This is a genomic window from Amycolatopsis sp. NPDC058986, assembly GCF_042741125.1.
Classification (GTDB): domain Bacteria; phylum Actinomycetota; class Actinomycetes; order Mycobacteriales; family Pseudonocardiaceae; genus Amycolatopsis.
Window position 1 is genome coordinate 1 of sequence record NZ_JBHYJW010000019.1, and the last position, 24,469, is coordinate 24,469.

The following is a 24,469-nucleotide window of genomic DNA, read 5'->3' on the forward strand; positions in this document are numbered from 1 at the left end:
GGTGGTTGCTATCCCCGGGCCTGGGGGGGTGGGGTTCGGCCGGCCCTCCTGTACTTAATCCCCTCCGCCACGCGCCGCCCCCCCCCCCCGCGGCCCGCCCGCTTCTCTGCTTTCGGGGGCGGGAATTACAAGGCTGTGTTTCACGTGAAACGCGCCGTAGGCTCCGTTCGCGGAGTGGACTTGTCCACAGTTGCGGTCTGTCGGCTCGATTTGGTCGCGGCATCAGGGACAATCAGCCGAGCGCGTTTCACGTGAAACGCGGCAGACAAGGAGTGGATGTAGTGAGCTTGGACGGCGTCGCTTCCGCGGTGCGCACGGCAGCGGCTCGGGTGTTCGGTGACCACGTCGACCAAGCTGCGGCCTACGTCGAACTCCTCGAGAGTCACGGTGTCGAGCGCGGCCTCATCGGCCCCCGGGAGGTCGACCGGCTCTGGGATCGGCACGTGCTCAACTCCGCTGTCATCGGTGAGCGGATCCCTGAAGGTGCCCGCGTGATCGACGTCGGGTCGGGTGCGGGCTTTCCGGGAGTACCGCTCGCCATCGCTCGACCGGACCTCGATATCGTTCTCCTCGAACCGATGGCCCGCCGGATCGACTGGCTGGCCGAGGTCGTCGAGAAGCTGGAACTTCCGATCACCGTCGTCCGAGGACGTGCGGAGGAGCGGGCGGTTCTTCAAGAGCTGAGTGGCGCGGACGTCGTCACGGCTCGCGCGGTCGCCCCGCTCGCCCGGCTCGCCGCCTGGTGTCTTCCTCTTGTTCGTGTCCAAGGATCCGTGGTCGCCCTCAAAGGGGCGAGCGTCGCGGCGGAGATCGAGCGGGACCGGGCGGCCGTCCGCAAACTCGGGGGCGGCGATCCGGTAGTCGCCACGTGTGGCGCGAAGGTACTCGACGTCCCCAGCACGGTTGTGATGATCAAACGCCTGCCGCCGAAGTCGCCTCGGCCACGCGGCAGGAGGAGCTAGGGCAGGAGAACGGGCCGCATGTTCCACGTGAAACGACGCGGTGCGTACGTCAACCAGTCGTCTATTCAGAGGAGGTGTCGAGACCGGTGACTCCCCCACCGTCCGACTCCGCGAACACCGGCCACGAGTTGGCCTGGACCCCGATCGCCGAGGAAGCCGTCCGTGCCGCACGAGTCCTGCACCCCGAGGAGGGCGGACTCCCCCGGCCCACCCACCGGCGCGTGCTGACCGTCGCCAACCAGAAGGGCGGCGTTGGCAAGACCACCAGCACAGTGAACCTGGCCGCCGCGCTCGCCGTGCACGGGCTCAAGACGCTCGTCATTGACCTCGACCCGCAGGGCAACGCCAGCACCGCGCTGGACGTCGATCATCGGTCCGGGACGCCCTCCATCTACGAGGTGCTCATCGGTGAGGTCTCGCTCGCCGAGGCGGCCGCGGTCAGCGAGCAGTCGCCCAATCTCTACTGCGTCCCCGCGACCATCGATCTCGCCGGTGCCGAGATCGAACTCGTGTCGATGGCGTCCCGGGAGTCTCGGCTCAAGGAGGCGATCTCGTCGGAGATCCTCGACGAGATCGGCGTCGACTACGTCTTCATCGACTGCCCGCCGTCGCTCGGTCTGCTGACCGTCAACGCGATGGTCGCCGCGCAGGAGGTCCTCATCCCCATCCAGTGCGAGTACTACGCGCTGGAAGGCCTGGGGCAGCTGCTGAGCAACATCGAGCTCGTCCAGGCGCACCTGAACCGCGAACTCAGCGTCTCGACCATCCTGCTCACCATGTACGACGGCCGCACGAAGCTGGCCGACCAGGTGACGCAGGAGGTGCGTAACCACTTCGGCGATCTCGTGCTGAAGACCGTCATCCCGCGCAGCGTGAAGGTCTCCGAGGCGCCCGGGTACGGCCAGACCGTGCTCGCCTACGACCCCGGTTCCCGGGGAGCGATGAGCTACGTCGACGCGGCGCGGGAGATCGCCGAGCGAGGCGCATTGGGTCAAGGAGGAAATGGTTCATGACTGAACGACGCGGAGGACTGGGGCGCGGGCTTGCCGCGCTGATCCCGACCGGGCCGGCGACCACGGGCGGTTCGGCGCCGTCCTCCTCCCCCGCCGACCCGGCGCCCGCGAACACGCAGTCCGGGTCGAAGGACGACACGGGCTGGTTCGCGGCGAACGGGGCAGCCGGTTCCCACGGCGGTGAGGTCGCCGGTGCGGTGTACCGCGAGGTGCCCGTCAGCGCGATCAAGCCCAACCCGAAGCAGCCGCGTCAGGTCTTCGATGAAGAGGCGCTGGCCGAACTCGAGCACTCGATCCGCGAGTTCGGTCTCATGCAGCCGATCGTCGTCCGCGAGCTCGGCAACGACGAGTACGAGCTCGTCATGGGCGAGCGGCGACTCCGTGCGTCGCAGCAGGCCGAGCTCGAAGCGATTCCCGCGATCGTCCGGCAGACCGCAGACGAGTCGATGCTGCGGGACGCGCTCCTGGAGAACATCCACCGAGTCCAGCTGAACCCGCTCGAAGAGGCAGCCGCGTATCAGCAGTTGCTCGACGAGTTCGCGGTGACCCACGAGGAACTGGCGAGCAGGATCGGCCGCAGCCGCCCGGTCATCACCAACACCATCCGGCTCCTGAAGCTCCCCCTCCCGGTACAGCGGCGGGTGGCGGCGGGCGTGCTTTCCGCCGGACACGCGCGCGCCCTTCTGTCGTTGGACGACGCCGAGAGTCAGGAAGAGCTCGCTGCCCGGATCATCGCGGAGGGTATGTCGGTCCGGGCGACGGAGGAGGCCGTCACGCTCAAGAAGAGTGAGAAGCCGGCGAAGCAGAAGCCCGCGCCGCGCAAGCCGATGCAGGCGCCCGGTCTCCAGGAGCTGGCGAACCGGCTTTCCGATCGGTTCGACACCCGGGTCAAGGTCGACCTCGGCCGCCGCAAGGGCCGGATCGTGCTCGAATTCGGCTCGGTCGACGACCTCGAACGCATTGTCGCGCTGATGGACGAAAATACGGCGAATCGGACACCGGAATCCGACTAGGGATCACACCAGGGCCTTTCGTCACGGTGACAGTTCCTGGTGGTGAAGTCATGATCACCTGAAGTGATCAGGTGTCGAACGCGGAAAAGAGTGCCCCGCGGCGGCGGTCAAAGGGGCGCCAACGACAGAGCCGGGCGGAGTCCGCCCGGCTCGTGGTCGCTCGGTGAAGGGTGGGGGTCAGCCCGCGCGGCGTACGGCGCGGGCGATGAGATCGCCGAACACGGAACCCAGTGACTGCCCGGCCGCTTCCATGGCCATTGGCACCGTGGACGTCTCGGTGAGCCCCGGCGACAGGTTCACTTCGAGGAAGTACACCGTGCCGTCCTCGGCCACCACAGCGTCCGTACGGGAGATGTCGCGCAGGCCGAGTTGCTGGTGCGCGGAAACGGCGAGTTCTCCGACAGCCTTGGCCGCCTCCGGGGAAATCCGCGCGGGGGTGAAGAAGTCGGTGAGCCCGGCGGTGTAGCGCGCCGTGTAGTCGTAGATGCCGCTCTCCGGCACGATCTCGACCGCGGGCAGGGCCTCGGCCCCGTTCTCACCTTCGACGACGGTGACGGCCACCTCGACGCCGTCGACGAACTGCTCCGCGAGAACCGTGTCCCCGTAGGCGAAACAGCCGACCATCGCGGTGGGCAGCTCGGCCGCGTCGCGGACGACCTGGGCGCCGAGCGCGGACCCGCCCTGGTCGGGCTTGAGGATCATCGGCAGGCCGAGCCGCTCCACCATGGCGTCCAGCACGGACTGAGCGCCGAGTTCGCGGAAAGTACTGTGGGGCAACACAACCCAGTCCGGGGTGGCGAACCCAGCCTTGGCCACCAACGATTTCGCGATCGGCTTGTCCCACGCGCGGCGGCAGCCCTGCGAGCTGGTGCCGACGAACGGGACGTCCAGCATCTCCAGAACCGTTTGCACCGAACCGTTTTCACCCTCGCCGCCGTGCAGCGCGACGACCACGGCGTCGGGGCGGTGCGTGCGCAGCCGCTCCATCAGCCCGCTGTCGGTGTCCCATTCCTCGACGGTGAACCCGTCGGCCCGCAGGGCGGCCGAAAGCCGCCGTCCGGACCGGAGAGAGACGTCGCGTTCGTGCGAAAGCCCACCGGCGAGCACGGCAACGGTGTGGTCGACCACCGTGGGAACTCCTTTGATGCTGTTCGAGGACGCGCGGCCGGTCAGACCGTGTCCGGATAAGGGGTCTGCGGCCCCGAGATCGGGCGGGTGTTCACGCTACCGAAGGTGCGGGCGAGGTCCATTTCGGACTCCAGCACCGAAGCGAGCCTGCGCACGCCCTCCCGGATGCGTTCGGGCGTCGGGTAGCAGTACGACAGCCGCATCTGACGGCTGCCGAACCCGTCGGCGTAGAAACCGGTTCCGGACGCGTACGCGACCCTGGCGGTGACCGCGCGCGGCAGCATCGCCTTGGTGTCGACGCCTTCCGGCACCGTCACCCACACGTAGAAACCACCGTCCGGCTTGGTCCACGTGCAGCCGGCCGGGAGGTACTGCTCCAGCGCGGAAAGGATCGCGTCGCGGCGTTCGCGGTAGTTCTCCCGGAACTTCTTGATCTGGCCCTTCCAATCGTGTGTGGCGAGGTACCGCGACACGATCATCTGGTTGAAGGTGGGCGGGCACAGCGTGGCCGATTCCGCCGCCAGGACGAGCTTTTCGCGCACGGCGTGCGGGGCGAGCACCCAGCCGACGCGCAGGCCCGAGGCGAACGTCTTGGAGAACGAGCCGAGGTACACGACGTTCTCGGGGTCCATGGAGCGCAGCGCCGGGTAGGTCTGGCCGTCGAAACCGAGCAGCCCGTACGGGTTGTCCTCGACGACGAGCACGCCGTGCTCGCGGCAGATCTCGAGGATCTCGGCACGGCGTTCCACGGCCAGCGTGACGCCGGCAGGGTTGTGGAAATTCGGGATGGTGTAAAGGAATTTGACGCGTTGCCCGGCCTTCTCGGCCTGCTTGAGCGCTTCGCGGAGGCCCTCGGGGACCAGGCCGTCGTCGTCCATCGCGACGTGCACGACGTTCGCCTGGTACGCCGCGAACGAGCCCAGCGCGCCGACGTAGGACGGGCCCTCGGCGATCACGACGTCACCGGGATCGCAGAACAGCCGGGTGACCATGTCGAGGCCCATCTGCGAGCCGACGGTCACGACGACGTCGTCCGGATGCGCCTTGATTCCCTCCAGCGCCATGATCTCGCAGATCTGGTCCCGCAGGGCGGGCACCCCATGTGCGGAGCCGTACTGGAGCGCGACCAGCCCGTCCTCGGCGATGATCTCGGCGACCTGGGCCGACAGCGTGTCGAGCGGGAGCGCGGCGAGGTTCGGCATACCGCCGGCGAGGGAGACCACCTCGGGCCTGCTGGCCACCGCGAACAACGCTCGGATCTCCGAGGCGGTCATCCCCGCGGTGCGGGCGGCGTACCGCTCCAGGTGCGGGTCGAGGTTGTGGCGGCCGGCTTGCGGCTTGACGGGGCGGTTCTCGGTCATCGGAGGATTCACCCGGGGCTCGGCGGTCTCGATCTACCTGCTGGTAGATCCATCGAGTGTAACCGGGCGCCGTTCGGGCACCCTCCCCTTTCCGCGCTCGTCACATCGGCCTATCCTCGGTGGGGGCTCTTTCGGTACGCCCTGCTCTTTCGCAGGTCAGCGGCCGATACCAGCCAGCCGGGTTGTGTATTCCAGGGAGGTCGCGGGTGTCGCGTCGCGTTGTGGGCGTCACACTGGACAATCTGGAGCACCTGCCCAAGAGCTGCCGCCGGTGTGTCTACTGGGAGGTCGCGCCGCATCTCAAGGTGCAGGCCGAGGAGTACGGCGCCACCGAGGTCGAGAAGGAAGCCTGGGTGTCCAGCGTCCTGCTGGAATGGGGCTCCTGCGGCCGGATCGTCTACAGCGACACCCTCCCCGTCGGTTTCGTGCTCTACGCCCCGCCGAACGCGGTCCCGCGCGCGCTCGCCTTCCCGACGTCGCCGCCGAGCGCGGACGCCGTCCTGCTGACGGCGTTCCACGTGCTGCCGGAGTTCCGCGGCGGCGGGCTCGGCCGGATGCTCGTGCAGGCGGTCGCGAAAGATCTGACGAAACGCGGTGTACGGGCCATCGAAGCCTTCGGCGACGCCTCCCCGGGCGACGAGGATCCGGCGTCGGGGCACGACTGCGTCCTGCCCGCGGCGTTCTTGCAGAGCGTCGGCTTCAAGACCGTCCGGCCGCACAAGAAGTGGCCGCGGCTGCGCCTGGAGCTGCGTTCGGCGATCACCTGGAAGGAAGACGTCGAGGCGGCGCTGGAGCGGCTGCTCGGCCAGGTGACCATCACCACTGCCGAACCGAGCCTCGGCCGCGCGTAGCGACCGCTCAGCCCCGCTGTTCGAGCAGTTCCTTGAGCACGGCCAAGCGCTCTCGCCAGTACGTCTTGAACTTCTCCGCCTCGGCGGCATCGGCCAGTCGCTCGTGGATCAGCCCGACCTGGGCCTTGCCGCCCTTGTCGACGAAGCCGACGTTGACCCTGGTCATGCCGTCGCCCCAGTCGAACCGCGCGGACCGGTGCGGCTGGCTGGTGCGTTCCCGCAGCTCGCCGTCCGGCAGCCATTCCGCGCGGAGCTTTTCGTCGGTGACGGCGGCGTAGAGGTCCTCGACCGCGACGTCGACGGTTTTGCTCGCACTGACGTTGTGGCGGCCGTCGCGCCCGCTGCCGGGCGCGCGGAGCCCGCGAGCGCGTTCGTACTCGACGGTGATGGTCTGTGCCCACCAGTTGCCGAGGCCGTGTTCACCGACGAGCCAGGCGACGATGTCCTTGTGCGGGTGCTCGGCGGCGCCCCAGGTGTCGAGTTCGAGGTTCCAGCCCGCCCAGTCGCGGCCGGTCGCCCGCTGGACGGCTTCGGTGGTCGTGAGGGTCTTGCTCATGACGGCTCTCCTCCGGCTTCGAGTGTCTCTCACCGGGGACGTAGAAGCTGCTTCGGACTTCTCGACATGCCGGCCGGAAAAGTCTCGGAAGAACTTCTCGGTGCGAGCCGCGTAGCACGGAGAAGTCTGGGACGAAAGCACCATTTCGGCGCCTGTGCACAGCTGTGGAAGAAGGGACGAGTTATCCACAGATTGCTGATGAGCGCGGTGGAAAACCTGTGGATGGGTAGACTGTTATTGGGGACGCCCCCCAGGGAGGGCGGGGGATGTCCCTAGGTGTGGTGTGCCGGGCCCGGGTGGGGCGCAAGGTGTTGTGGCAGCGGCCAGGTGGGTGAATTTTCAGCCAAATGCGGCCGGGTTGTGGGTTGTTCGGAGGCGCGGTGGGGTGGGTCCGCTGTGGTGCGGACCCAGGGCGCGCGAGTGGGTGGTTATTCGGCCTTCGCGAGTTCGTGGGCCAGGACGTCGGCGAAGGTGAACGTGCCGGTCGGCTGATCGCCCTCGCCGAGCAGGTACAGCCGCTTGACGGCGACCAGGATGCCCTCGGCGACCACGTCGCGGAAGGCGGGGTCGGCCAGCCTGCGGGCGTCGTCCGGGTTGGTCAGGTAGCCGATCTCGACCCGGACCGCCGGGCAGCGGGTCTTGGTGAAGATCTCCCAGGTCTTGTAGTGCGTGCGGCAGTCCAGCAGGCCGGTTCGCGCGGCCAGTTCGCGCTGGATGAAGCCGGCCAGCAGCTCGCCCACCGTGGACGTGGTGCCGTTGCCGGTACCGAAGTGGAAGCTCGCGACACCCTCGGCCTTGGGCGAGTCGTTGGCGTCGTTGTGCAGCGAAAGGAACAGGTCCGCGCCGGCGTCGTTGGCGAACTTCGCCCGCTCGCTCTCGGTCGGGCTCTGGTTCGGGCCGCGGGAGATCAGCGCCTCCATGCCGGTGGCCTTCATCCGGCCCTCCAGACGGCGCGCCAGATCCCACGCGATGTCGGCCTCGCGCAGGCCGCCCGCGATCACGCCGAGGTCGTCCCCGCCGTGGCCGGGGTCGATGACGATGCGCTTCCCGCGCAGCCTCGGCCCGGCCTGGCGCACCTGCTCCTGCTCACGCAGGAACACCGGGCGGCCGCCGCGGGCGCGCGGCGAGGAGAGCCGGTGCAGCTCGCGGATCGTGGCCGGGCCACAGATGCCGTCCGAGGCGAGCCGCATGTCCCGCTGGAACGTCTTGAGCGCGCGCTCGGTCTGCGGGCCGAAGTAGCCGTCCGGCCGACCGGCGTCGAAGCCGAGTTCGGTGAGCCGTTCCTGCAGGGTGAACACGTCGTCGCCGTGCACCGGCGAGGACAGCATGTACTGCAGCGGGCGGCTCCCCAGGTGGAAGCTGGCGCCCTTGAGCGCCTGGTACGTCGCAGGGCCCACCAAGCCGTCGATGATGAGCCCACGGCGCTGCTGGAAGGCCCGCACGGCGTGTTCCACGGCGGTGTCGAACACGCCGTATTCCCCGGAGTCGGTCACCGGCGGGAGCAGGTCCATCGCGGCAAGGATCGACCTGATCTCGGCGACATCCGGTCCGGCGTCGCCGCGGCGGAGTACCCGCATGCACTCCTCGCTCTTCCTCGGGCACCGAAAAGAACTCGATGCGGGACAGAAAACCTCTGCTGGGCGGTGACCCAGAGACTCTAGCGACCCTATTGTGCCCTGTGGACTCTCGGTGAGCGCGCAGGCCCGGGTGGTACGTCAAGGCGTCGGAGACCGGGTGTGTGCGACACCACATCTTCACGCAGTGATCAGCTACCCACGGCGCGAAGCCCCGAAACGGTGAAGAACCCGAACCGGCGGGATGATTCCCGCAGGCCCGGGTTCTCCGGGGGACGGATCAGGCGTCGGCGGAGATGACGTCGGCCAGGTCCGAAAGCAGCGCGGCCTTCGGCTTCGCGCCGACGATCTGCTTCACCGGCTTGCCGCCCTGGAAGAGGATCAGGGTCGGGATGGACATCACCTGGTAGTCACGCGCCGTGTTCGGGTTCGCGTCGATGTCGAGCTTGGCGATGGTCAGCTTCTCGCCGTGTTCGGCCGCGATCTCCTCGAGCACCGGGGCGACCATCTTGCACGGCCCGCACCAGGTGGCCCAGAAGTCGACGAGAACCGGCTTCTCGCTGGTCAGCACGTCGTCGACGAAGGTCTTGTCGGTCACCTTCACGGTGTTTTCGGACATGGGTTCTCCTTATCGGGGTGAGCGGCTGAGAAAGGTCCGGATGGTCAGTTCGCGGCTGCGCCGTAACCGCCGCCGACCAGCTCGGGGGCCTCGTGGGCGGTCTCTGCCTCGCCGTGTTCCGCGAGCCATCGTTCCGCGTCGATCGCGGCCGCGCAGCCCGAACCGGCCGCGGTGATGGCCTGGCGGTAGGTGTGGTCCACCAGGTCGCCGGCGGCGAACACGCCGTCGAGGTTCGTGTAGGACGTGCGGCCCTTGGTGAGCACGTAGCCGTTCTCGTCGATGTCGACCTGGCCGCGCACCAGCTGGCTGCGCGGGTCGTGGCCGATCGCGACGAAGAACCCGGTGACGTCCAGCGTGGACTCCTCGCCCGACTTCGTGTCCCGCAGTTTCAGGCCTTCGACCTTGCCGTCGCCGAGCACCCCGGTGATCTGCGAGTTCAGCTGCCACTTGATCTTCTCGTTCGCGCGGGCGCGCTCCAGCATGATCTTCGAGGCGCGGAACTCGTCGCGACGGTGCACGATCGTCACCGACTTGGCGAACTTGGTGAGGAACGTGGCCTCCTCCATCGCGGAGTCGCCGCCGCCGGCCACCACGATGTCGTGGTCGCGGAAGAAGAAGCCGTCACAGGTCGCACAGGCCGACACGCCGCGGCCGAGCAGCTCCTGCTCGCCGGGCACGTTCAGGTACCGCGCCGCGGCCCCCATCGCGAGGACCACCGCGCGCGCCGCGTAGCGCTGGCCGTTCGCGACGACGTACTTGACGTCCCCGGTCAGCTCCAGCGATTCGACGTCCTCCGAGCGCAGCTCCGCGCCGAATCGCTCGGCCTGCTTGCGCATCTCCTCCATGAGGTCCGGGCCCTGGATGCCGTCGCGGAAGCCGGGGAAGTTCTCGACCTCGGTCGTCGTCATCAGCGCACCGCCGAACTGGGTTCCTTCGAACACCAGCGGTTCCAGCTGTGCCCGCGCCGCGTAAACGGCGGCGGTGTATCCGGCAGGACCCGATCCGACGATGATCAGGTTCCTGATGTCCTCGGCAGCCACCCGTGACCTCCGCTCGTAGTGCCCCGTGTACCGGGCTCAACACGATCGTAGGTTGCAGTGTTCCCGCTCGTGACGGCCGCTACTTCTCCCCAACTACCTTGTCGAACAACTTGGCCGGATTACCGGGGCCGCAGTCGGCGCCGAAGGCCACCATGCGGTACTGCGCGAGCTTGCCGGTGGTGTAGACGACCATCACCCCGGCCTTGCCCTCGACCGTCACCGGCTGCACGCCCACCGGCCGCACGGCCGGGTCCAGTCCATTGGCGGCGACGCACGCGTCGAGCCGTTCCTCGGTCTGCAGCGGCCCGAAGTCCCGGACACCGAGCGACTTGCCCAGCAGCGACTGCGCGCCGCTGCCGTCGCCACCCAGCGTCGGCCCCGCCGGACCGGCCGGTCCCGACGGCGCGGGCTGGGCGATACCGCCGGTCGGGCCCCCGCTCTGCTGCGTGGCGGGCACGATGATGGCGATCGCCGCGACGGCCGCCGCGGCGACGGTCACGATCCCGGCGCCCCAGCCGATCCGCTTGTTCCGCCGTTTCCGTGCCGCCGCCAGGTCGACCACCGGGGCGAGCCCGGGGCCCGCCTGTGGGGCCTGCCCGGGTACGGGCGGTGCCTGTTCACGCTGTGCCTGTCCAGGAAACTGACGCGGCCCCTGGGCCGCCTGCCTTGCCGAGGACTCGGCGGCCAGCGCCGCGTCGATCCTGGCCGCGTACTCCGCAGGCATCGGCTCGACCGGTGCGGTGGCGAGCGCCGCCAGGTCGGACTGCGTCGATTCGAGCGCGTCGATGATCGCGCGGGCGTCCGGGTCGGCGTGCACCCTCGGCCACAGATCGGCCGACGTCTGTTCGTCCAGGGCTCCGGCGTGGAGGTCGGCGAGCACATCGACAGACCAGGGCGGGCCGACGATCCCGCCGATCCCCCGTGTTTCGTCCGTCATCGTCCCTCCACCTCACCCGGCGTGCCCTGCGGCCGCCTGGTACCCCGTCGCTCGCCCGGGGTAGCACGATCTCGTTTGCTTTCGTTAGTTGGGACGTTCGCAATCGCATCGGGGTTCCGCAGATGTCCGAGAACCTTCGCGAGTTTCGCGCGGCCTCGCGCGCACCTGCTCTTGACCGTGCCCTCGGCGATACCGAGCATCTTGGCCGTCTCCGCGACGGAGTATCCCTCCACGTCGACCAACACGATCGGGCCACGCTGCTCTTCGGGCAGCTGCTCCAGCGCCGCCCTGACCAGCAGGCTCGTCTCCCGCTCGGCCATCGAGTCGCGCGGGGACGCCGGTTCGTTGAACCCGGTCTCCGGCAGCGGGACGGTGGGACGGGCCTGGCGACGGCGGATCCGGTCGAGGCACGCGTTCACCACGATCCGGTGCAGCCAGGTCGTGACCTGGGACTCCGCCCGGAAGTTCCCGGCGGCGCGGAAGGCGGAGATGAACGCGTCCTGCAGTGCGTCGGCGGCTTCCTCCGGATCCCGTACGGTGCGCAGGGCGACCGCCCACATGCGGTCCCGATGCCGGCCGACCAGTTCGCTGAACGCGCGTGGGTCCCCCGCGGCGTGCGCCGCTATGAGGTCCGCGTCCGTAGGAGCTGCAGCAGTCACCCGGGGAAGCCTACTGACTTCCCCGGAACAGTCACCCCGCAGGCAGGAAGGTCAGTTCACCGATCTCGGTGAGGAAGCCGTCGCCGTGGTCGTCGCCCAGGTGGGTGATCCAGACGATGAAGTTCTGACCCTGCTGCGGCTGGGGCAGCGGGATCGTCGTCTCGCCGCCGGTCAGGTCCGCGCTCGCCAGCACCTTCGTGTCGTCCAGCACCGGGTTCTTGGTGTCGGCCGAGCGGATCTCGACCTTCGTGCCCGGGCTGGTCGAGGTGATCTTCACCTGCGCCAGCTTGATCGCGTCCTTGAACGAGACCGCCAGGCCGACGCCCTTCTTGAGCACCGGCAGCTGCTGCTGGTACTGGTCGGTCTTCCACGTCGTGGCCGGGTCGCCGTCGATCGCGTTCTTCGCCTTGCCCGGGTTGTCGCCCTTGCCCTGCGGGTTGTAGACCGCCGCCGACTGCGGAGTCACCGGCGCGCCCACCGCCGGCGGCTGCGAGGCAGGCGGGGCCTGCGACTGCGGCGGCGGTTGCGCGGGCTGGCTCGACTGCGGCTGGGCGACGTTGATGTTCGGCCCGCTCGCCTTCGAATCGCCCTGGAACAGGTTGATCAACATCAGGCCGACCCAGGCCAGGATCGCCACCGTCGCCACGACCAGCACGGTCACGCCGAGCGCGAGCTTGCGGCGGCGTGCCACGTCCTTGACCGGCTTCTTGGTGGTCCACACCGTGCCGTCGCCCTGTGCCTCGCCCTCGGTGCCGACCGCCTTGATCAGCTGGGTGCGTTCCTCTTCCTCGGCGACCTGGTCGAGTACGCGCAGGATCGCCGCGCTGGTGCGGATGCCGCCGTTGCCGCCGTCCTCGATGGTGCGGACGGCCAGCGAGGACAGATCCGCGGGCACGGCGGGGACGAGCGAGCGCGGCGGGATGATCCGGCCGTCGGGTGAATGCGGCGCCGCCGGGATGGCAGGCGGGCCGCCCGGCAGCGCCCAGCGCCCGGTGAGCAGCAGGTACAGCACCGCGCCCAGCGCCTTGACGTCGTCGCGCAGTGTCGCCTCCGGCAGCGGGCCGGGGAAGGCGAGCTTCAGCGCGCCGTTCGGCGTGAGCCGCAGCCGCTGGGGATGGTCGAGGCCGAGGACGAGGCCGTTCTGATGGGCCTGCTCGACCGCCTCGGTCAGCGCCTGCACCATCCGCGCCGCGGCGGCGGGCGCCACCGGGCGCTGCGCGACGAGGTCGACCAGGTCGCTGCCCTTGGTCCATTCCGCGACGACGACGCCGAGCAGTCCTTCACCCGAGGTCACGCCGCTGCCGAGGCTGAGCACGTCGAGCACGCGGGCGACACCGCCGTGGCCGAACTTCGACGCGTGGGCGGCGCGCTCCAGGGTGCGCCGGGCCTGCCGCGCGGACTCGGGGTCCGCGGGGTCACCGACCAGCAGGGTCAGCGCGACATCGCGCTTCAGCTGCCCGTCCCGCGCTCGCCACAGATGCGCCCCGGCCCGCTCGTCCACCCCGAACTGGGCGAGCAGACGATACCGGCCGTCACCGACGACCCGGCCGGGGGCAAGCGACCCTCCCTGGGCCCGGATGCCCACCTGGCTCGCACCCCCTGCCTGTTCGCTCCGTCTCGTGTCCACACTCTCTCCCGCGTAGCTCCCCGTACGAGGTTACCCAGAATACGACGCGTGAACGGTCGCCATCCGTGCGTAAATTGTTACCCGCGCTTGATCAACCGGGTGATTCTCCGCGTCACCGGGTCGAGCTCGGGGATCTTGAGCGCCATCAACACCCCGAACGAGACCCCGAGACCGACGATGCCCTGCAAGATCAACTTCGCCCAGGCCTGCACCGTCGGGCCGAACGCGGACGGGACGAGCATGCCGACGACCCAGGCCGCCGCCACGCCGAGTGCGCTCGCGAACACGGTGAAGAGAATCACCCCGATGACTCGCCTGCTGCGGAGGTTGCCCAGCTGCACCCAGAGCCAAACCTGGCCCATCACCGCGGCCACCATGTAGCCGAGCGAGTTGACCATCATCACGCCGATGACGACGTTCTCCGGCGAGAGGACGCCGCCGGCGAGGAACAGCAGCGGGATCCGCACCACCGTCATCACGACCATGATGACGGTCGGCGTGCGGGAGTCCTTCATCGCGTAGAACACCCGCATCTGCAGCAGCATCAGCGCGTAGGGCAGCAGGCCGAACGCCGAGACGGCGAGGGCCTCGCCGAGCCGCTCGGCGGAGTCGAGCGAGCCCTTGCCGACGGTGAACAGTGCCACACCGATCGAGCTGCCCGCGATCACCATCACCGCGGAGATCGGGAGCATGGTCAGCGTCGACAGCCGCGACGCGTAGGACAGGTCGGCGACCAGTTTCTTGTGGTCCCCGTCGGCCGCGGACCGGCTCATCCTCGGCATGATCGCGGTCAGCAGGGACACGCCGATCACGCCGTAGGGCAGCTGGAACAGCAGCCAGGCGTTCGAAAAGATCGTCACGCCGCCAGGGGCGCCCTGGGTCAGCACCCGGGTGTTCACGATGTTGCCGATCTGGCTGACCGCGACGTAGGCCAGGATCCACAGGGCCAGGCTGCCGAACTCCTTCAGCCGGTCGTCGATCCCCCAGCGCCATTTGAACCGGAAGCCGGACTTGCGCAGCGCCGGGACCAGGTAGAGCGCCTGGACGACCATCGCCGCCAGGGTGCCGCCGCCGAGGACGAGGAGCTTGGGGTCGCTCATCTTGAGCGGGTCGATCGTCGGGTCGCCGGGTACCACGACGTACAGCCCGATGGTCACGATGATGACCAGGTTGTTGACCACCGGCGCCCACTGCCCGGGGCCGAAGATCTGTTTCGCGTTCAGGATGCCGGACAGCACCGCGAACAGGCCGTAGAACAACAGGCCGGGCAGGATCAGATAGGCGAACGCGGTGGCCAGCCCGAGGTTCGCGTGGCCCTTGTCGTCCATCAGGACCTTGGTGATCCACGGTGCCCCGATCGTGGAGAGCACGGTGCCGATGCCGAGCACGGTGATCGCCATCGTGATCAGCCGCTGCGTGTAGGCCTCGCCGCCGTCCGGATCGTCCTGCGAACGCACCAGCAGCGGGACCACGATGCTGGTCAGAACCCCGCCCAGCAGCAGTTCGTTGACGATCAGCGGCAGGCTGTTGGCCACGGTGTAGGAGTCGTTCACCACGCCGAGCCCGGCGGCCGCGGCCAGCATGATCTTCCAGGCGAACCCGGTGATCCGGCTGGTCAGCGTCGCGATCGCCATCCGGCCGCTCGCCTTGGCGATCGAGGGGCCCTGCTCCTTGATCGCTTCCTGTTCGGCGGTCGAGCCGGGTTTCGCCGGACGCACCAGCGGCGCGTCGGTGATCCGCGGCATGACCTGCGTGGCCAGCGCGTCGTAGGGGCGCAGGACGTCGGGATCGGCGACCGGCCAGCGCGAGCCCATCGGGACGCCGGGGGTGCGCGGGATGAACCGGGTCGCCTCCGCGTCGCGGCGCGCACCCTCTTCCCACGGCCGGACCGGGGCCGGACGGCGGGTGCCGCGCCCGCGCGCGGGTGGCTGTTGCGGCGGAGCGGGTGTCTTCGCCGCCGGGGCCTGGCCCGGCGGGGGCGCCGCGGGCGGGATCCGCTGGGGACCGGACGGCTGGGGCAGCCGGACCTGCTTGGTCGGCGGCGGCGTCTGGGGTGGCGGCTGCCGCCGGACGGGCGGCAGGCCCTGCTGCGGTGCCGCGCCGGGCGGTGGTGGTGTCTGGCCGGGACGCTCCACCGGCGGCATCCGGCGGGTCCGGTTGTCGGGCGGCGGCAGCGGCCTGCCCCTGCCGTTCACCGGCGGTTGCGGCCGCTCGCGACGTTCCGGGGGCGGGTTTTGCTGGGGAGGTGGCTGACGGCGTTCGTTCGGCGCGGGCCGTTCGGTGCGCGTCGGACGAGGCGGAGGCTCTCCCCGGTCACTCCGCTCACGACGCTGTCGCGGCGGGTGGCCTTCGCGCCGAGGACGACTCGCACGCTCGGGTGGTTTACCCGGCTCATTGTCCACGCGTGCCCAATCCTCGGTCTTCGTTCTGGCGTGCCTCAGCGGGGCAGCCGCCGCGACACCGGTCGAACCAGGGTAATCGGCGACCCCCCGAAACACTCAAACGACGAACGCTCCGAGGGTGTCAGCTGGTTCCGCCGCGGCCGGACTTCGCCTCTTTGACGCGCCGGTAGATCCGCCGCGAAGCGAGCAGAAGTAGCGCTCCACCTGCGGTGATGGTGACAATGATGGTGATCGCGCCGTACTCGGTGGACGTCAGTTCGAACCGAGCGGGTGAACCGAGCGGAGTACCGGTGGGGGTGCTCAACGACACATCGACACTGAGCCGTCCCGCGCGCAGCGCCTCGACCGGGATGTACTCGTTCTTGCTGCCGCCCGCCGGGTAGAACAGGTTCCGTTTGTCGTCGAGGCGCAGGCCGGAGTTGTTGTTGAAGGCGATCCGGGTCCAGATCCCCACCGGCAGCTCGTTGCTGACGTACACCGGGAGTGGTGACGCCCCGGAGGCGAGCGCGATCGTCTGCTTCGGCCGCTCGACGGTGATCCGGTCGCTGATCGCGTCGAGGTCACCCTTCGCGTTCGCGGTCACGATGCTCGCGTCCGCGCCACGCCACGTGGTGGACGCGCCGCGCAGGAGCGCGCCACGCACCGGCTCGGTCACGTCCTCCGGCTTCACCGGTTTGGGTTTGGTCGGATCCGCCACCATCGCCGACTGCAGGTTGGCGGCCTGGCCGTTGATGCGGGACAGCGCCGTGGTGACGTCGCCGTCGGGGCCCGACGCGAGGTCGCCCTTGGTGTTCATCGACGCGGTGCCCGACGCCGAGCCGTTGAGCAGCTTCGGCAGGTCGGTGGCCGTGACGAGCCCCGAGCCGAGGTAGTCGCCGACGCGTTGCAGGAAGCCGGACACCTCGGACAGCGGAGCGTCCCAGTGTCGCGGCGGAGCGACCAGCAGGTGCGCACCCGGCTGTTGCTGGCTCTGTCCGAGACCGGCGCGGAACGCGATCGCGGCCAGCCCGTTCTGCGCCGAGATCGCGGGCACCGAGCTGGAGAGCACCGTGTTGGCCATCGGCGGGTGGGGATTCGCGACCCCGTTCATCGCGTCCGAGATCAGCGCGTCGATCGGCTGCGCCCTGATCCCGCTGCCGGTCAGCGTGACCTCGCTGGTCACCAGCTCGTCCGACTGGAGGTTCGCCGAGCTGGTGAGCACCGTGCGGATCCCGGCGCCCGCCATGGCGGTCAGCGTCTGGTCGTCCTGCGTCCCGTCGGGCCACAGCACGCCGTTCAGCGGCTGGACGTTCAGCAGCTGCGTGATCGTGCCCGCGCCGCCGACCGCCTTGGCCAGCAGCCCGGGGTCGGCGTTGCCGCTGCCGGAGCGGATCCGGGTCAGCGCGCCGAGGTCGGCGTCGGCGAACGGGAGCGGCACCACACAGCGCCCGGCGACGAGCGCGCGCAGGCCGGCCAGCCAGTCCTGGGCGGCCTGGACGCCCCTGCCCTCGACCGTGCCCGCGCCGACGCGGACCTGGTAGCCGCGCGTCATCGCGTCCACTGTCTGGATCAGGTCGGGGTCGATCGCGAAACACAGCGACGAGGCGAGCCGCTGGTCGTCCGTCTGGGCCGTGCGCGCCGCCGTGACCAGTGCGTTCAGTCGTCCGCCGGTGCCGAGCTCGTCCGCGAGCCTGTCATCGGTCAGGGTCAGCGGGCCGCCGAGCGCCGCCGAGTAGACGTGCGGGAGGTTGTCCGCGATCGGCCAGAGCGTGGTCACGCTCGCCGGTTTGGCGGGCTTCTCCGGCGCGGACCTGCCCGGCGCGCTGAGCACCGGCAGCAGCGTGCTGACCGCGGCGAGCCGGGCCTGGCCGCCGAACTCCGGGGTGCCGTTGACGTTGACCAGCAGCGGGTACACCCCTGGCTTCGCCAGCTGGTAGGCCGCGCGGCCGCCGGTGAGGTTGACGGTCACGTTCACCGGAGCGGTCTGTCCCGGCTCCAGCTCCTGGGTCACCACCGCGAAGTCGGTCAGCGAAGGGTCGGTGCCACCCGCCCCGGCCAGCCGGTCGGCGAGCTGCTTGGAGCTGGTCAGCCGGTCGCCGACCTCGAGCCGCACCTTCGGCGTCGAGATCCGGCGGTCACCGATGTTGGTGATCGAGCCGGAGATGGTCAACGTCGTCGAGCTGGTGGTGATCACCCTCGGGTTCAGCTGGGTGATGTCCAGCCGCAGCCGCGGCGGCTCCTGCTCCACCTGTGCCTGCGCGGTGCCGCCGAACAGGGCGGAGAAGGCGAGCAGCGGGACGACAAGGACGAAGGCGGCGAACCGCTTCACTCGGGGGCTCCCTCGGGCGCGCGCTTTTCGTGCGCGAAGAGTTCTTTGGCCTTGCGCACGAGCTTGCGCTCGTCCGCGTAGGCGAGTCTGGATTCCAGCTCGGCGAGTGGCACCCAGGCGACCTCGGTGACTTCGACGTCTTCGTCCGAGAGTTCGCCGCCGTACGACTCGAGCAGGAAGTGGTGCACGGTCTTGTGGACCCGGCGTCGTTCGGCCACGAACCAGTAGTCGATGGTGCCCAGTGGCCGCCGGACGCGCGCGGAGATGCCGGTTTCCTCCTTCACCTCGCGCACCGCGGTCTGTTCCACCGTCTCACCGTCCTCGATGTGACCTTTCGGCAGGGACCAGAGCAGTTTGCCGTGCCGGTCGAGACGGCCGATCAGCACCGCGTGTTCGCGGGCCGGATCGACGACCAGCCCGCCGGCGGACGTCTCGTCGACCGTGGTCAGCCGCCTGCCGCGCTGACGCCTGCGTCGCCTTCGCGGCTTCGAGGCGCCGGTGCGACCGGCTGATCCAGACATGCTGCGATGCTAGAGCAAACGGGTGTCCGGGTACGCTGGCTCACCGTGTCCGTGTCCGGTGTGGCGAAAGCAAGCACACACCTCGAGTAGTGGGATTCCCGTGAACAACGTGGTCGCCAACCAGGCCGCCCAGCACAGTACTGCCCAGCACACCTCAGCGATGCAGAACACGGTGGCGGAACTCATGCGCATCTCCCCGCTGGCGGATGAACTCGCGACGCGGTTCGCCCAGGCGGGTCACCGGTTGTACCTCGTCGGTGGCAGCGTGCGCGACGCGATGCTGGGCAGGCTGTCCAGCGATCTCGACTTCACCACCGACGCCCGGCCGGACCAGGTGCTGGCGATCGTCAACGCGTGGGGCGACGCGGTGTGGGACGTCGGGATCGCCTTCGGCACGGTCGGCGTGACGAAGAAGGGCATGACGCTCGAGATCACGACGTTCCGGGCGGACGCCTACGACCGCGTCGGCCGCAACCCCGAGGTCACCTTCGGCGACAGCATCGAGGGCGATCTGCTGCGCCGCGACTTCACGGTCAACGCGATGGCGATCGACCTGACCACGAAGACGTTCATCGATCCGCACGACGGGTTGCAGGCACTGCACGACAAGGTGCTGGACACCCCGGCCACGCCGCAGGAGTCGTTCGCCGACGACCCGCTGCGGATGCTGCGGGCCGCGCGGTTCGCCGCCCAGCTGGGTTTCACGGCCGCACCGCGCGTCGTCGACGCGATGACATCGATGGCGGACGAGATCGACCGGATCACCGCCGAGCGCGTCCAGGCCGAGCTGTCGAAGCTGCTTCTCGCGGATGATCCGCGGCCCGGCCTGGAACTGCTGGTCGACACCGGGCTCGCCGAGCGTGTCCTCCCCGAGGTGCCAGGGATGCGGCTGGCGATCGACGAGCACCACCAGCACAAGGACGTCTACCAGCACTCGCTGACCGTGCTGGCCCAGGCCATCGATCTGGAGTCCCGGCACGAGCCGACCTCGGAGCCGGACCTCGTGCTGCGGCTCGCGGCCCTGCTGCACGACATCGGGAAGCCGGCCACGCGCGAGTTCCAGCCCGGCGGCGGCGTGAGCTTCCACCATCACGAGGTGGTCGGTGCCCGGATGGCCCGCAAACGTTTGCGGGCCTTGAAGTACTCGAAGGAGATCGTCGAGGACGTCTCCCAGCTCGTGTTCCTCCACCTGCGGTTCCACGGGTACGGGAAGGGCGAGTGGACGGATTCGGCGGTCCGCCGGTACGTGACCGACGCGGGACATCTGCTGACCCGGCTGCACAAGCTGGTCCGCGCCGACTGCACGACCCGCAACCGGCGCAAGGCCGCCGCGCTGCAGGCGACCTACGACGACCTCGAGGCCAGGATCGCGCGGATCAAGGAGCAGGAGGACCTCGACCGCGTCCGGCCGGACCTCGACGGCAACGCGATCATGCAGCTGCTGGGCCTGAAGCCGGGGCCGGAGGTCGGGAAGGCGTGGAAGTTCCTCAAGGAGCTGCGGCTGGACCGTGGGCCGCTGGAGCACGACGAGGCCGTCGCCGAGCTGAAGCGCTGGGCGGCCGAGAACGGCATCGGCGACCCTTCCTGAGGCGCCTCTGACCTGGGCGGGGAGAGCAAGGGACCTTTGCTATCGCTCCCCGGGCGGCGCTCGGCCGTGGAGAAACCCGAGAGAATTCCGTATTACGGATTCGCAGCCGCCCGTTCGGACGCTGGACCGTTTTGCCAACGGTTGGAGATACTCCTGGCTCGGTACGGGGACGGGGCCCGGTGCCGGGCAGGGAGGATCGATGGCGGGCGAGGCGCCTCAGCCGGAGCGCGGCGCCAGTTTCCTGGTGACACTGTTGCGCCGCGGCGCGCCCGCGCTGGCCACCGCGACGAGCGAGTTGTCCGACGAGGTCGGCGATCCGACGCCGGTCCGTGCGCTGCGCCGGATCTCGAAGATCGCCGGGCCGGTCGATTCCACCCATCGCGACGGGTTGCTGCTGCGCTCGGCCCGCTACGTCGCCGTCGTCCCGCTGGTCTACCGCCTGTTCGCGATTCCGGGCGCGTTCGCCGTGTATGTCTCGGCGCACGGGAGCACCGGAGCGGTCGTGGTCGGTGCGATCGCGCTCGTGTCCTTCGTGTTCAGTGCCTACGGCGTCCGGTGGCTGCTGCGGTCCGCGCCGTTCAAACCGCGTGGCGCGGCTCGGCTCATCGCCGTCGACGTCGCGTTCACGCTGCTCTCGCCGGTGATCATCGCGCTGAGCGTCCCGAACCACGTGTACGCCGATGCGTTGCTCGTGCCCGCGAAACAGCTCTTCGGCGAGGTCGCGCTGCTCACGCTCGCGCTCGGCATCCCGTCCGGGCTGGCACTCGCCGTGGCCAGCTTTCCCACCCGGCTGCTGGCGACGTGGCTGAGCAGTGGCCATGTCGACATCCGCGACGCGGTCGGCACCTACCCCGCGATGCTCGGCGTCCTGTTCACCGCGGGAGGGGCGCTGGTGATGATCGGGCTCGGCACCCGGCTCGCGCTCGCGTACGGCATCCGCAACGGACGGCTCGCCGAACGCGCCCAGCAGCACCGGCTGCTGCACGACACCGTGCTGCAGACGCTGGAGGCGATCGCGCTCGGCGGTACGGAGGATCCCGGCCGCAGGCTGATCGAGGTGCGGCGGCTCGCGCGGGCGCAGGCGATGGAGGTCCGGCAGCTGATCGAGAACGCGAACGCCGACCGGGCCGAGGCGGGCTCGCGGCCGCTCGGCGAGAAGCTCGCGGCACTCGCCGCGGAGATGGCGCGCGACGGGCTCCGCGCCCAGCTCGTGGTCGCCGAGCTCGACGAGGACACGCTGTCGGAGGTCCGGCAGATCGCGATCCGCGACGCCGTGCGCGAGGCGATGCGCAACACCATGAAGCACGCCGGGACCGACAAGGTCGTGGTCCGGGTGGAGGAACGCGACCGCGGCATCGCGGTGATCATCCGTGACCACGGCACCGGGTTCAGCCCGGACACCGCGCCCGCCGGGTTCGGGATCAGCGAGTCCATCACCGCGCGGCTGGGCGAGGTCGGCGGCACCGCGCGGGTCGAATCGAGTCCTGGCAGTGGCACCAGGGTGACATTGTGGGTGCCCTGCTGAGGCCCGGTCCGGTAAACACGGAAGGGTGACGATCACCGACTCGCTCGCCGCCGCCCTCGCCGCGTATCGTGCCGCCGATCTGACCGCCGCGAGCGCGCATGTCGAAGCCGCGGCCGAGGCGGGATCGCTGCTCGCCGCGGAACTCCGGACGTACCTGGGCGGCGAGACGGCCGGGCCGGTGTACGAGCAGCCGCGGGCGTTCACCACGTTCATCCGCGGCGGCGGGAACGTCGAGCTGTACCGGCGGCTCAGCGCCGAACTCGCCGCGCGCTACGACGCCCAGCAGCCGAAGGCACTGCTCGACCTCGGCTGCGGCGACGGGCTCGCGGTCGTGCCCGCGCTCGCCCAGGCGCGGCACTCCCCGATGCGGGTCGATCTGGTGGAGCCGTCCGGGGCGCTGCTCGAAGCGGCGCGGAGGCGGCTGGTGCGCGAGGTCCACACGTGGGAGGCGACCGCGCAGAGCTTCCTCGGACACGAGAACCCCCGGTGGGATCTCACCCAGTCGACGTTCGCCTTGCAGTCGATCCCGCCCGCCGAACGTGCCGGCGTGCTGCGGGTGCTGAGGCCACGTACGGCCAAGCTGGTGATCGCCGAGTTCGACGTCCCCGAGTACGTCGAGGGTTCGCCGGAACACCTCCGCTCGCTGGTCACCCGCTACGAACGCGGGGTCGCGGAGTACGGCACCGACGCTTCGCTTGTCGCACAAGGGTTCCTGCTGCCGGTGCTGCTCGGCCTCGTCACCGCGAAGGAGCGCACCAACTGGGAACACCCCGCGGCGACGTGGGTGACGCAGCTGACCGAAGCGGGTTACACCGACGTCGAGGTCGAGCCCCTCGCCGACTACTGGTGGTCCCCCGCCGTCCTCGTCACCGCTACTGGACGCGGCTGAGCGCGCCGGCCTCCAGGTGCTGTGCGATCGGCCGCGGCAGGACGTAGGCGATCGCGCCACCCGGCATCCCGTTCCACGGCGCGGTCACGCCGGTGAGCACGCGCAGCGTCCGTTGGACCCGGTAGAGCCGCCGCTCCCGCTCGCGGTCGAACGCCAGCGACGTCTCGGCGAACCGCGTCGTCTCGGCGTGCACGAGATTGCCGGTTTCCGTGCCGAACCGCAGCACCGTCGTCCCCGCCGGGAGCACGACGATCCGCTTGCCGCGGAAGAAGTTCAGCGGTGGCTCGCCCCGCATCGGCAGGATCGGCCAGTCGGCGGGCTGGTCGGACTCCTCCGCCGCGTGGAGTGGGAACAACTGCAGGGTGCCGAGCAGGAACCGGGCCGCGTCGCCGAGGTTGGCGAACGCGACGGGCTGGTCGGTGGGCGGCCGCGAGACCTCCCAGCCGTTCTCGGCACGACGCAGGGTCCACACGCCCTCGGCGGGCATCTCGTTCGCGCCGATCCGGTACGCCGCGGACGGGATCCCGAGTTCGGTCAGCCGGTGGAACAGCAGGTCGAGCGTCTCCGACGCACTCAGCTTCCCGACGTCGCCGTCACGGACGACGCGGGTCAGCAGGCTGTCGTCGGGCAGGTCCGCCTCGGACTGCGCGGGTCGCGGCGCGCCGAGGACCTCCGCCTCCGCTGTCGCGCGGGCCAGCTCGGGGACGTACGGCGGCCGGAAACCCGCGGCCCGGATGTAGTCGACGAACTCCGGCTCCGGCGGCACCCCGTACTTCCGCAGGTAATGCGGCACCGCGGCGGGCCAGATCCAGAACCCGTCGGTGTGGAAGGCGTCCGGCACGTCCGGTGGGGCGCCGGGCGGCGCGAAGATGTCCGGCAGTGGCGCGGGCCGATGTACCGCGACGGGCGCGCGGAACAGGTAGTCGAGCACCCCGCGGACCTGGTCCGGCGGTACCGGCGGCCGGTTCACCACCGGTCGTTCGCCCTCGTTGTGCGCGTCGACGACGAGGGCGTGCCGGAACGTCACGTCCAGCGGAAGCCCGGCCTTCACGGCCAGCCAGCCCGGGATGTGCTTGGACGCGCGCGGGTACGACGCCAGCTCGACACCGTAGGGCGCGGTCGACGGACGGCCCCCGTCGTTCGGCGCGACCCGCCAGGTCGGCTCGTGCTGGGCGTCGTAATCGAAGTCGAACTGGCCGGCGGCGTCCAGGGTGAACGTGCCCTGGAACCACGCGCCTTCCTCCGGCTTGTACATCGCCGACCGCAGCCGCGCGAAGTACGCCGACAGCCGGGGCGGCGCCGGCAGCGAGACCGACACGGGGCCGTTGTCGTCGCCGACCACCCGGATCTCGAGCTCGGCGTAGTTGCCGACCTGGCGGAACTGCGCGGCGACGCGCTGCCAGCCCGACGGCGCCGCGTCCCGCAGCGCGCGCCCGATCGCGCGCAACAACGCGTTCTGGTCACCCGTGCCCGGCTCCGGGGCGTTCTCGACGCTCTCGACGAAATCGTTCCGGACCTGCCAGAGCGCGGTCACCTGCCGGGGGTCGACGGTCACCGAGAAGTCGACGAGCCCCAGCTGCGCGGCCCGTGCCGGATCGTCGCGGGTCCAGCGCAGGGTGAACCTGCCGTCGCCGGGCGCCACCTCGTACAGCTCGTCGTCGTATTCGCAGAAGGTCCGGAGGCTGAACGTCGCTGGTACCTCGTTCGCGAGCACGATCCTGGCCGGACGGCCCTCGTACTCGCGGTCGAAATCCGCCGGAGCTTCCTCGCCCGCAGCCGTGGACAGCAGGATCGTGCCGTCCGTTGTGGACCGTTGGGCGGCGTACACGCCCTCACCCCAGGACGCGTATAGGCCATCCGGGCGATGTGCCGCTTCTACCCGGTAACGCACGTTCG

20 protein-coding genes are annotated in these 24,469 nt (G+C 69.9%); 7 read left to right on the forward strand and 13 right to left on the reverse strand.

Features of this window, described 5'->3' with window-relative positions:
* Positions 1 to 281: 281 nt before the first annotated feature.
* The 3 genes from rsmG (at position 282) to ACFW0G_RS18440 (ending at position 2,988) form a co-directional block, all read left to right on the forward strand.
* Entirely contained in the window at positions 282 to 962 is a 681-nt protein-coding gene (rsmG, locus tag ACFW0G_RS18430) for a 16S rRNA (guanine(527)-N(7))-methyltransferase RsmG (RefSeq protein ID WP_378326523.1), read from the forward strand.
* An 86-nt stretch (positions 963 to 1,048) separates the two neighbouring features.
* Positions 1,049 to 1,975, forward strand: coding sequence for a ParA family protein (locus ACFW0G_RS18435; protein WP_378326524.1), 927 nt, complete (start codon positions 1,049 to 1,051; stop codon positions 1,973 to 1,975).
* Complete coding sequence (locus tag ACFW0G_RS18440) at positions 1,972 to 2,988, forward strand: ParB/RepB/Spo0J family partition protein (protein ID WP_378326525.1); 1,017 nt, start codon at positions 1,972 to 1,974, stop codon at positions 2,986 to 2,988. The genes ACFW0G_RS18435 and ACFW0G_RS18440 overlap by 4 nt, the downstream gene beginning before the upstream one ends.
* A 177-nt stretch (positions 2,989 to 3,165) precedes the next feature.
* On the opposite strand, the gene ACFW0G_RS18445 is transcribed toward ACFW0G_RS18440, so the two are convergent.
* Together ACFW0G_RS18445 and ACFW0G_RS18450 are read right to left on the reverse strand one after the other, a co-directional pair.
* Positions 3,166 to 4,116, reverse strand: a complete 951-nt coding sequence (locus tag ACFW0G_RS18445; protein WP_378326526.1) for a D-alanine--D-alanine ligase — start codon at positions 4,114 to 4,116, stop codon at positions 3,166 to 3,168.
* A 41-nt stretch (positions 4,117 to 4,157) separates the two neighbouring features.
* Positions 4,158 to 5,477 (reverse strand): PLP-dependent aminotransferase family protein, encoded by a 1,320-nt coding sequence (locus ACFW0G_RS18450; protein WP_378326527.1) that lies wholly within the window; start codon positions 5,475 to 5,477, stop codon positions 4,158 to 4,160.
* Between the two features lie 206 nt (positions 5,478 to 5,683).
* On the opposite strand from ACFW0G_RS18450, the gene ACFW0G_RS18455 reads away from it, so the two are divergent.
* Positions 5,684 to 6,328: a GNAT family N-acetyltransferase gene (locus tag ACFW0G_RS18455; RefSeq protein WP_378326528.1), complete on the forward strand. Its 645-nt coding sequence runs from the start codon at positions 5,684 to 5,686 to the stop codon at positions 6,326 to 6,328.
* Positions 6,329 to 6,335: 7 nt separating this feature from the next.
* Here the strand turns inward: ACFW0G_RS18455 and ACFW0G_RS18460 are convergent, their stop codons facing one another.
* The 10 genes from ACFW0G_RS18460 to ACFW0G_RS18505 form a co-directional block, all read right to left on the reverse strand.
* Positions 6,336 to 6,884, reverse strand: coding sequence for a DUF4287 domain-containing protein (locus ACFW0G_RS18460; RefSeq protein WP_378326529.1), 549 nt, complete (start codon positions 6,882 to 6,884; stop codon positions 6,336 to 6,338).
* A gap of 428 nt (positions 6,885 to 7,312) precedes the next feature.
* Entirely contained in the window at positions 7,313 to 8,461 is a 1,149-nt protein-coding gene (locus ACFW0G_RS18465) for an N-acetylmuramoyl-L-alanine amidase (RefSeq protein ID WP_378326530.1), read from the reverse strand.
* A 277-nt stretch (positions 8,462 to 8,738) separates the two neighbouring features.
* Positions 8,739 to 9,077, reverse strand: coding sequence for a thioredoxin (gene trxA, locus ACFW0G_RS18470; protein ID WP_345405599.1), 339 nt, complete (start codon positions 9,075 to 9,077; stop codon positions 8,739 to 8,741).
* Positions 9,078 to 9,121: 44 nt separating this feature from the next.
* Positions 9,122 to 10,117, reverse strand: coding sequence for a thioredoxin-disulfide reductase (gene trxB, locus ACFW0G_RS18475; protein WP_378326531.1), 996 nt, complete (start codon positions 10,115 to 10,117; stop codon positions 9,122 to 9,124).
* Positions 10,118 to 10,196: 79 nt separating this feature from the next.
* Positions 10,197 to 11,054 (reverse strand): hypothetical protein, encoded by an 858-nt coding sequence (locus ACFW0G_RS18480; protein WP_378326532.1) that lies wholly within the window; start codon positions 11,052 to 11,054, stop codon positions 10,197 to 10,199.
* Positions 11,051 to 11,713 (reverse strand): RNA polymerase sigma factor SigM, encoded by a 663-nt coding sequence (gene sigM / locus ACFW0G_RS18485; RefSeq protein ID WP_378326533.1) that lies wholly within the window; start codon positions 11,711 to 11,713, stop codon positions 11,051 to 11,053. The genes ACFW0G_RS18480 and sigM overlap by 4 nt, the downstream gene beginning before the upstream one ends.
* A 31-nt stretch (positions 11,714 to 11,744) precedes the next feature.
* Positions 11,745 to 13,340, reverse strand: coding sequence for a protein kinase family protein (locus ACFW0G_RS18490; protein ID WP_378326534.1), 1,596 nt, complete (start codon positions 13,338 to 13,340; stop codon positions 11,745 to 11,747).
* Positions 13,341 to 13,417: 77 nt separating this feature from the next.
* A complete protein-coding gene (murJ, locus tag ACFW0G_RS18495) occupies positions 13,418 to 15,154 on the reverse strand; it encodes a murein biosynthesis integral membrane protein MurJ (protein WP_378326637.1) in 1,737 nt (578 codons plus the stop codon).
* 709 nt (positions 15,155 to 15,863) lie between these two features.
* Positions 15,864 to 18,050, reverse strand: a complete 2,187-nt coding sequence (locus tag ACFW0G_RS18500; RefSeq protein WP_378326535.1) for a DUF6049 family protein — start codon at positions 18,048 to 18,050, stop codon at positions 15,864 to 15,866.
* Positions 18,047 to 18,571 (reverse strand): NUDIX hydrolase, encoded by a 525-nt coding sequence (locus ACFW0G_RS18505; protein WP_378326536.1) that lies wholly within the window; start codon positions 18,569 to 18,571, stop codon positions 18,047 to 18,049. Before ACFW0G_RS18505 ends, ACFW0G_RS18500 begins: the two co-directional genes overlap by 4 nt.
* Positions 18,572 to 18,731: 160 nt before the next feature.
* On the opposite strand from ACFW0G_RS18505, the gene ACFW0G_RS18510 reads away from it, so the two are divergent.
* The 3 genes from ACFW0G_RS18510 to ACFW0G_RS18520 all read left to right on the forward strand — a co-directional run bounded on the left by ACFW0G_RS18510 (position 18,732) and on the right by ACFW0G_RS18520 (position 22,573).
* Positions 18,732 to 20,159, forward strand: coding sequence for a CCA tRNA nucleotidyltransferase (locus ACFW0G_RS18510; protein WP_378326638.1), 1,428 nt, complete (start codon positions 18,732 to 18,734; stop codon positions 20,157 to 20,159).
* 199 nt (positions 20,160 to 20,358) lie between these two features.
* The gene (locus ACFW0G_RS18515) at positions 20,359 to 21,684 is read left to right on the forward strand and encodes a sensor histidine kinase (RefSeq protein WP_378326537.1); all 1,326 of its coding nucleotides are present in this window, start codon (positions 20,359 to 20,361) and stop codon (positions 21,682 to 21,684) included.
* A 25-nt stretch (positions 21,685 to 21,709) separates the two neighbouring features.
* Positions 21,710 to 22,573: a class I SAM-dependent methyltransferase gene (locus ACFW0G_RS18520; protein WP_378326538.1), complete on the forward strand. Its 864-nt coding sequence runs from the start codon at positions 21,710 to 21,712 to the stop codon at positions 22,571 to 22,573.
* Here ACFW0G_RS18520 and ACFW0G_RS18525 read toward each other — a convergent pair.
* Entirely contained in the window at positions 22,557 to 24,464 is a 1,908-nt protein-coding gene (locus ACFW0G_RS18525; RefSeq protein WP_378326539.1) for a glycohydrolase toxin TNT-related protein, read from the reverse strand. The two genes, ACFW0G_RS18520 and ACFW0G_RS18525, sit on opposite strands and share 17 nt — an antisense overlap.
* Between the last annotated feature and the right edge of the window lie 5 nt (positions 24,465 to 24,469).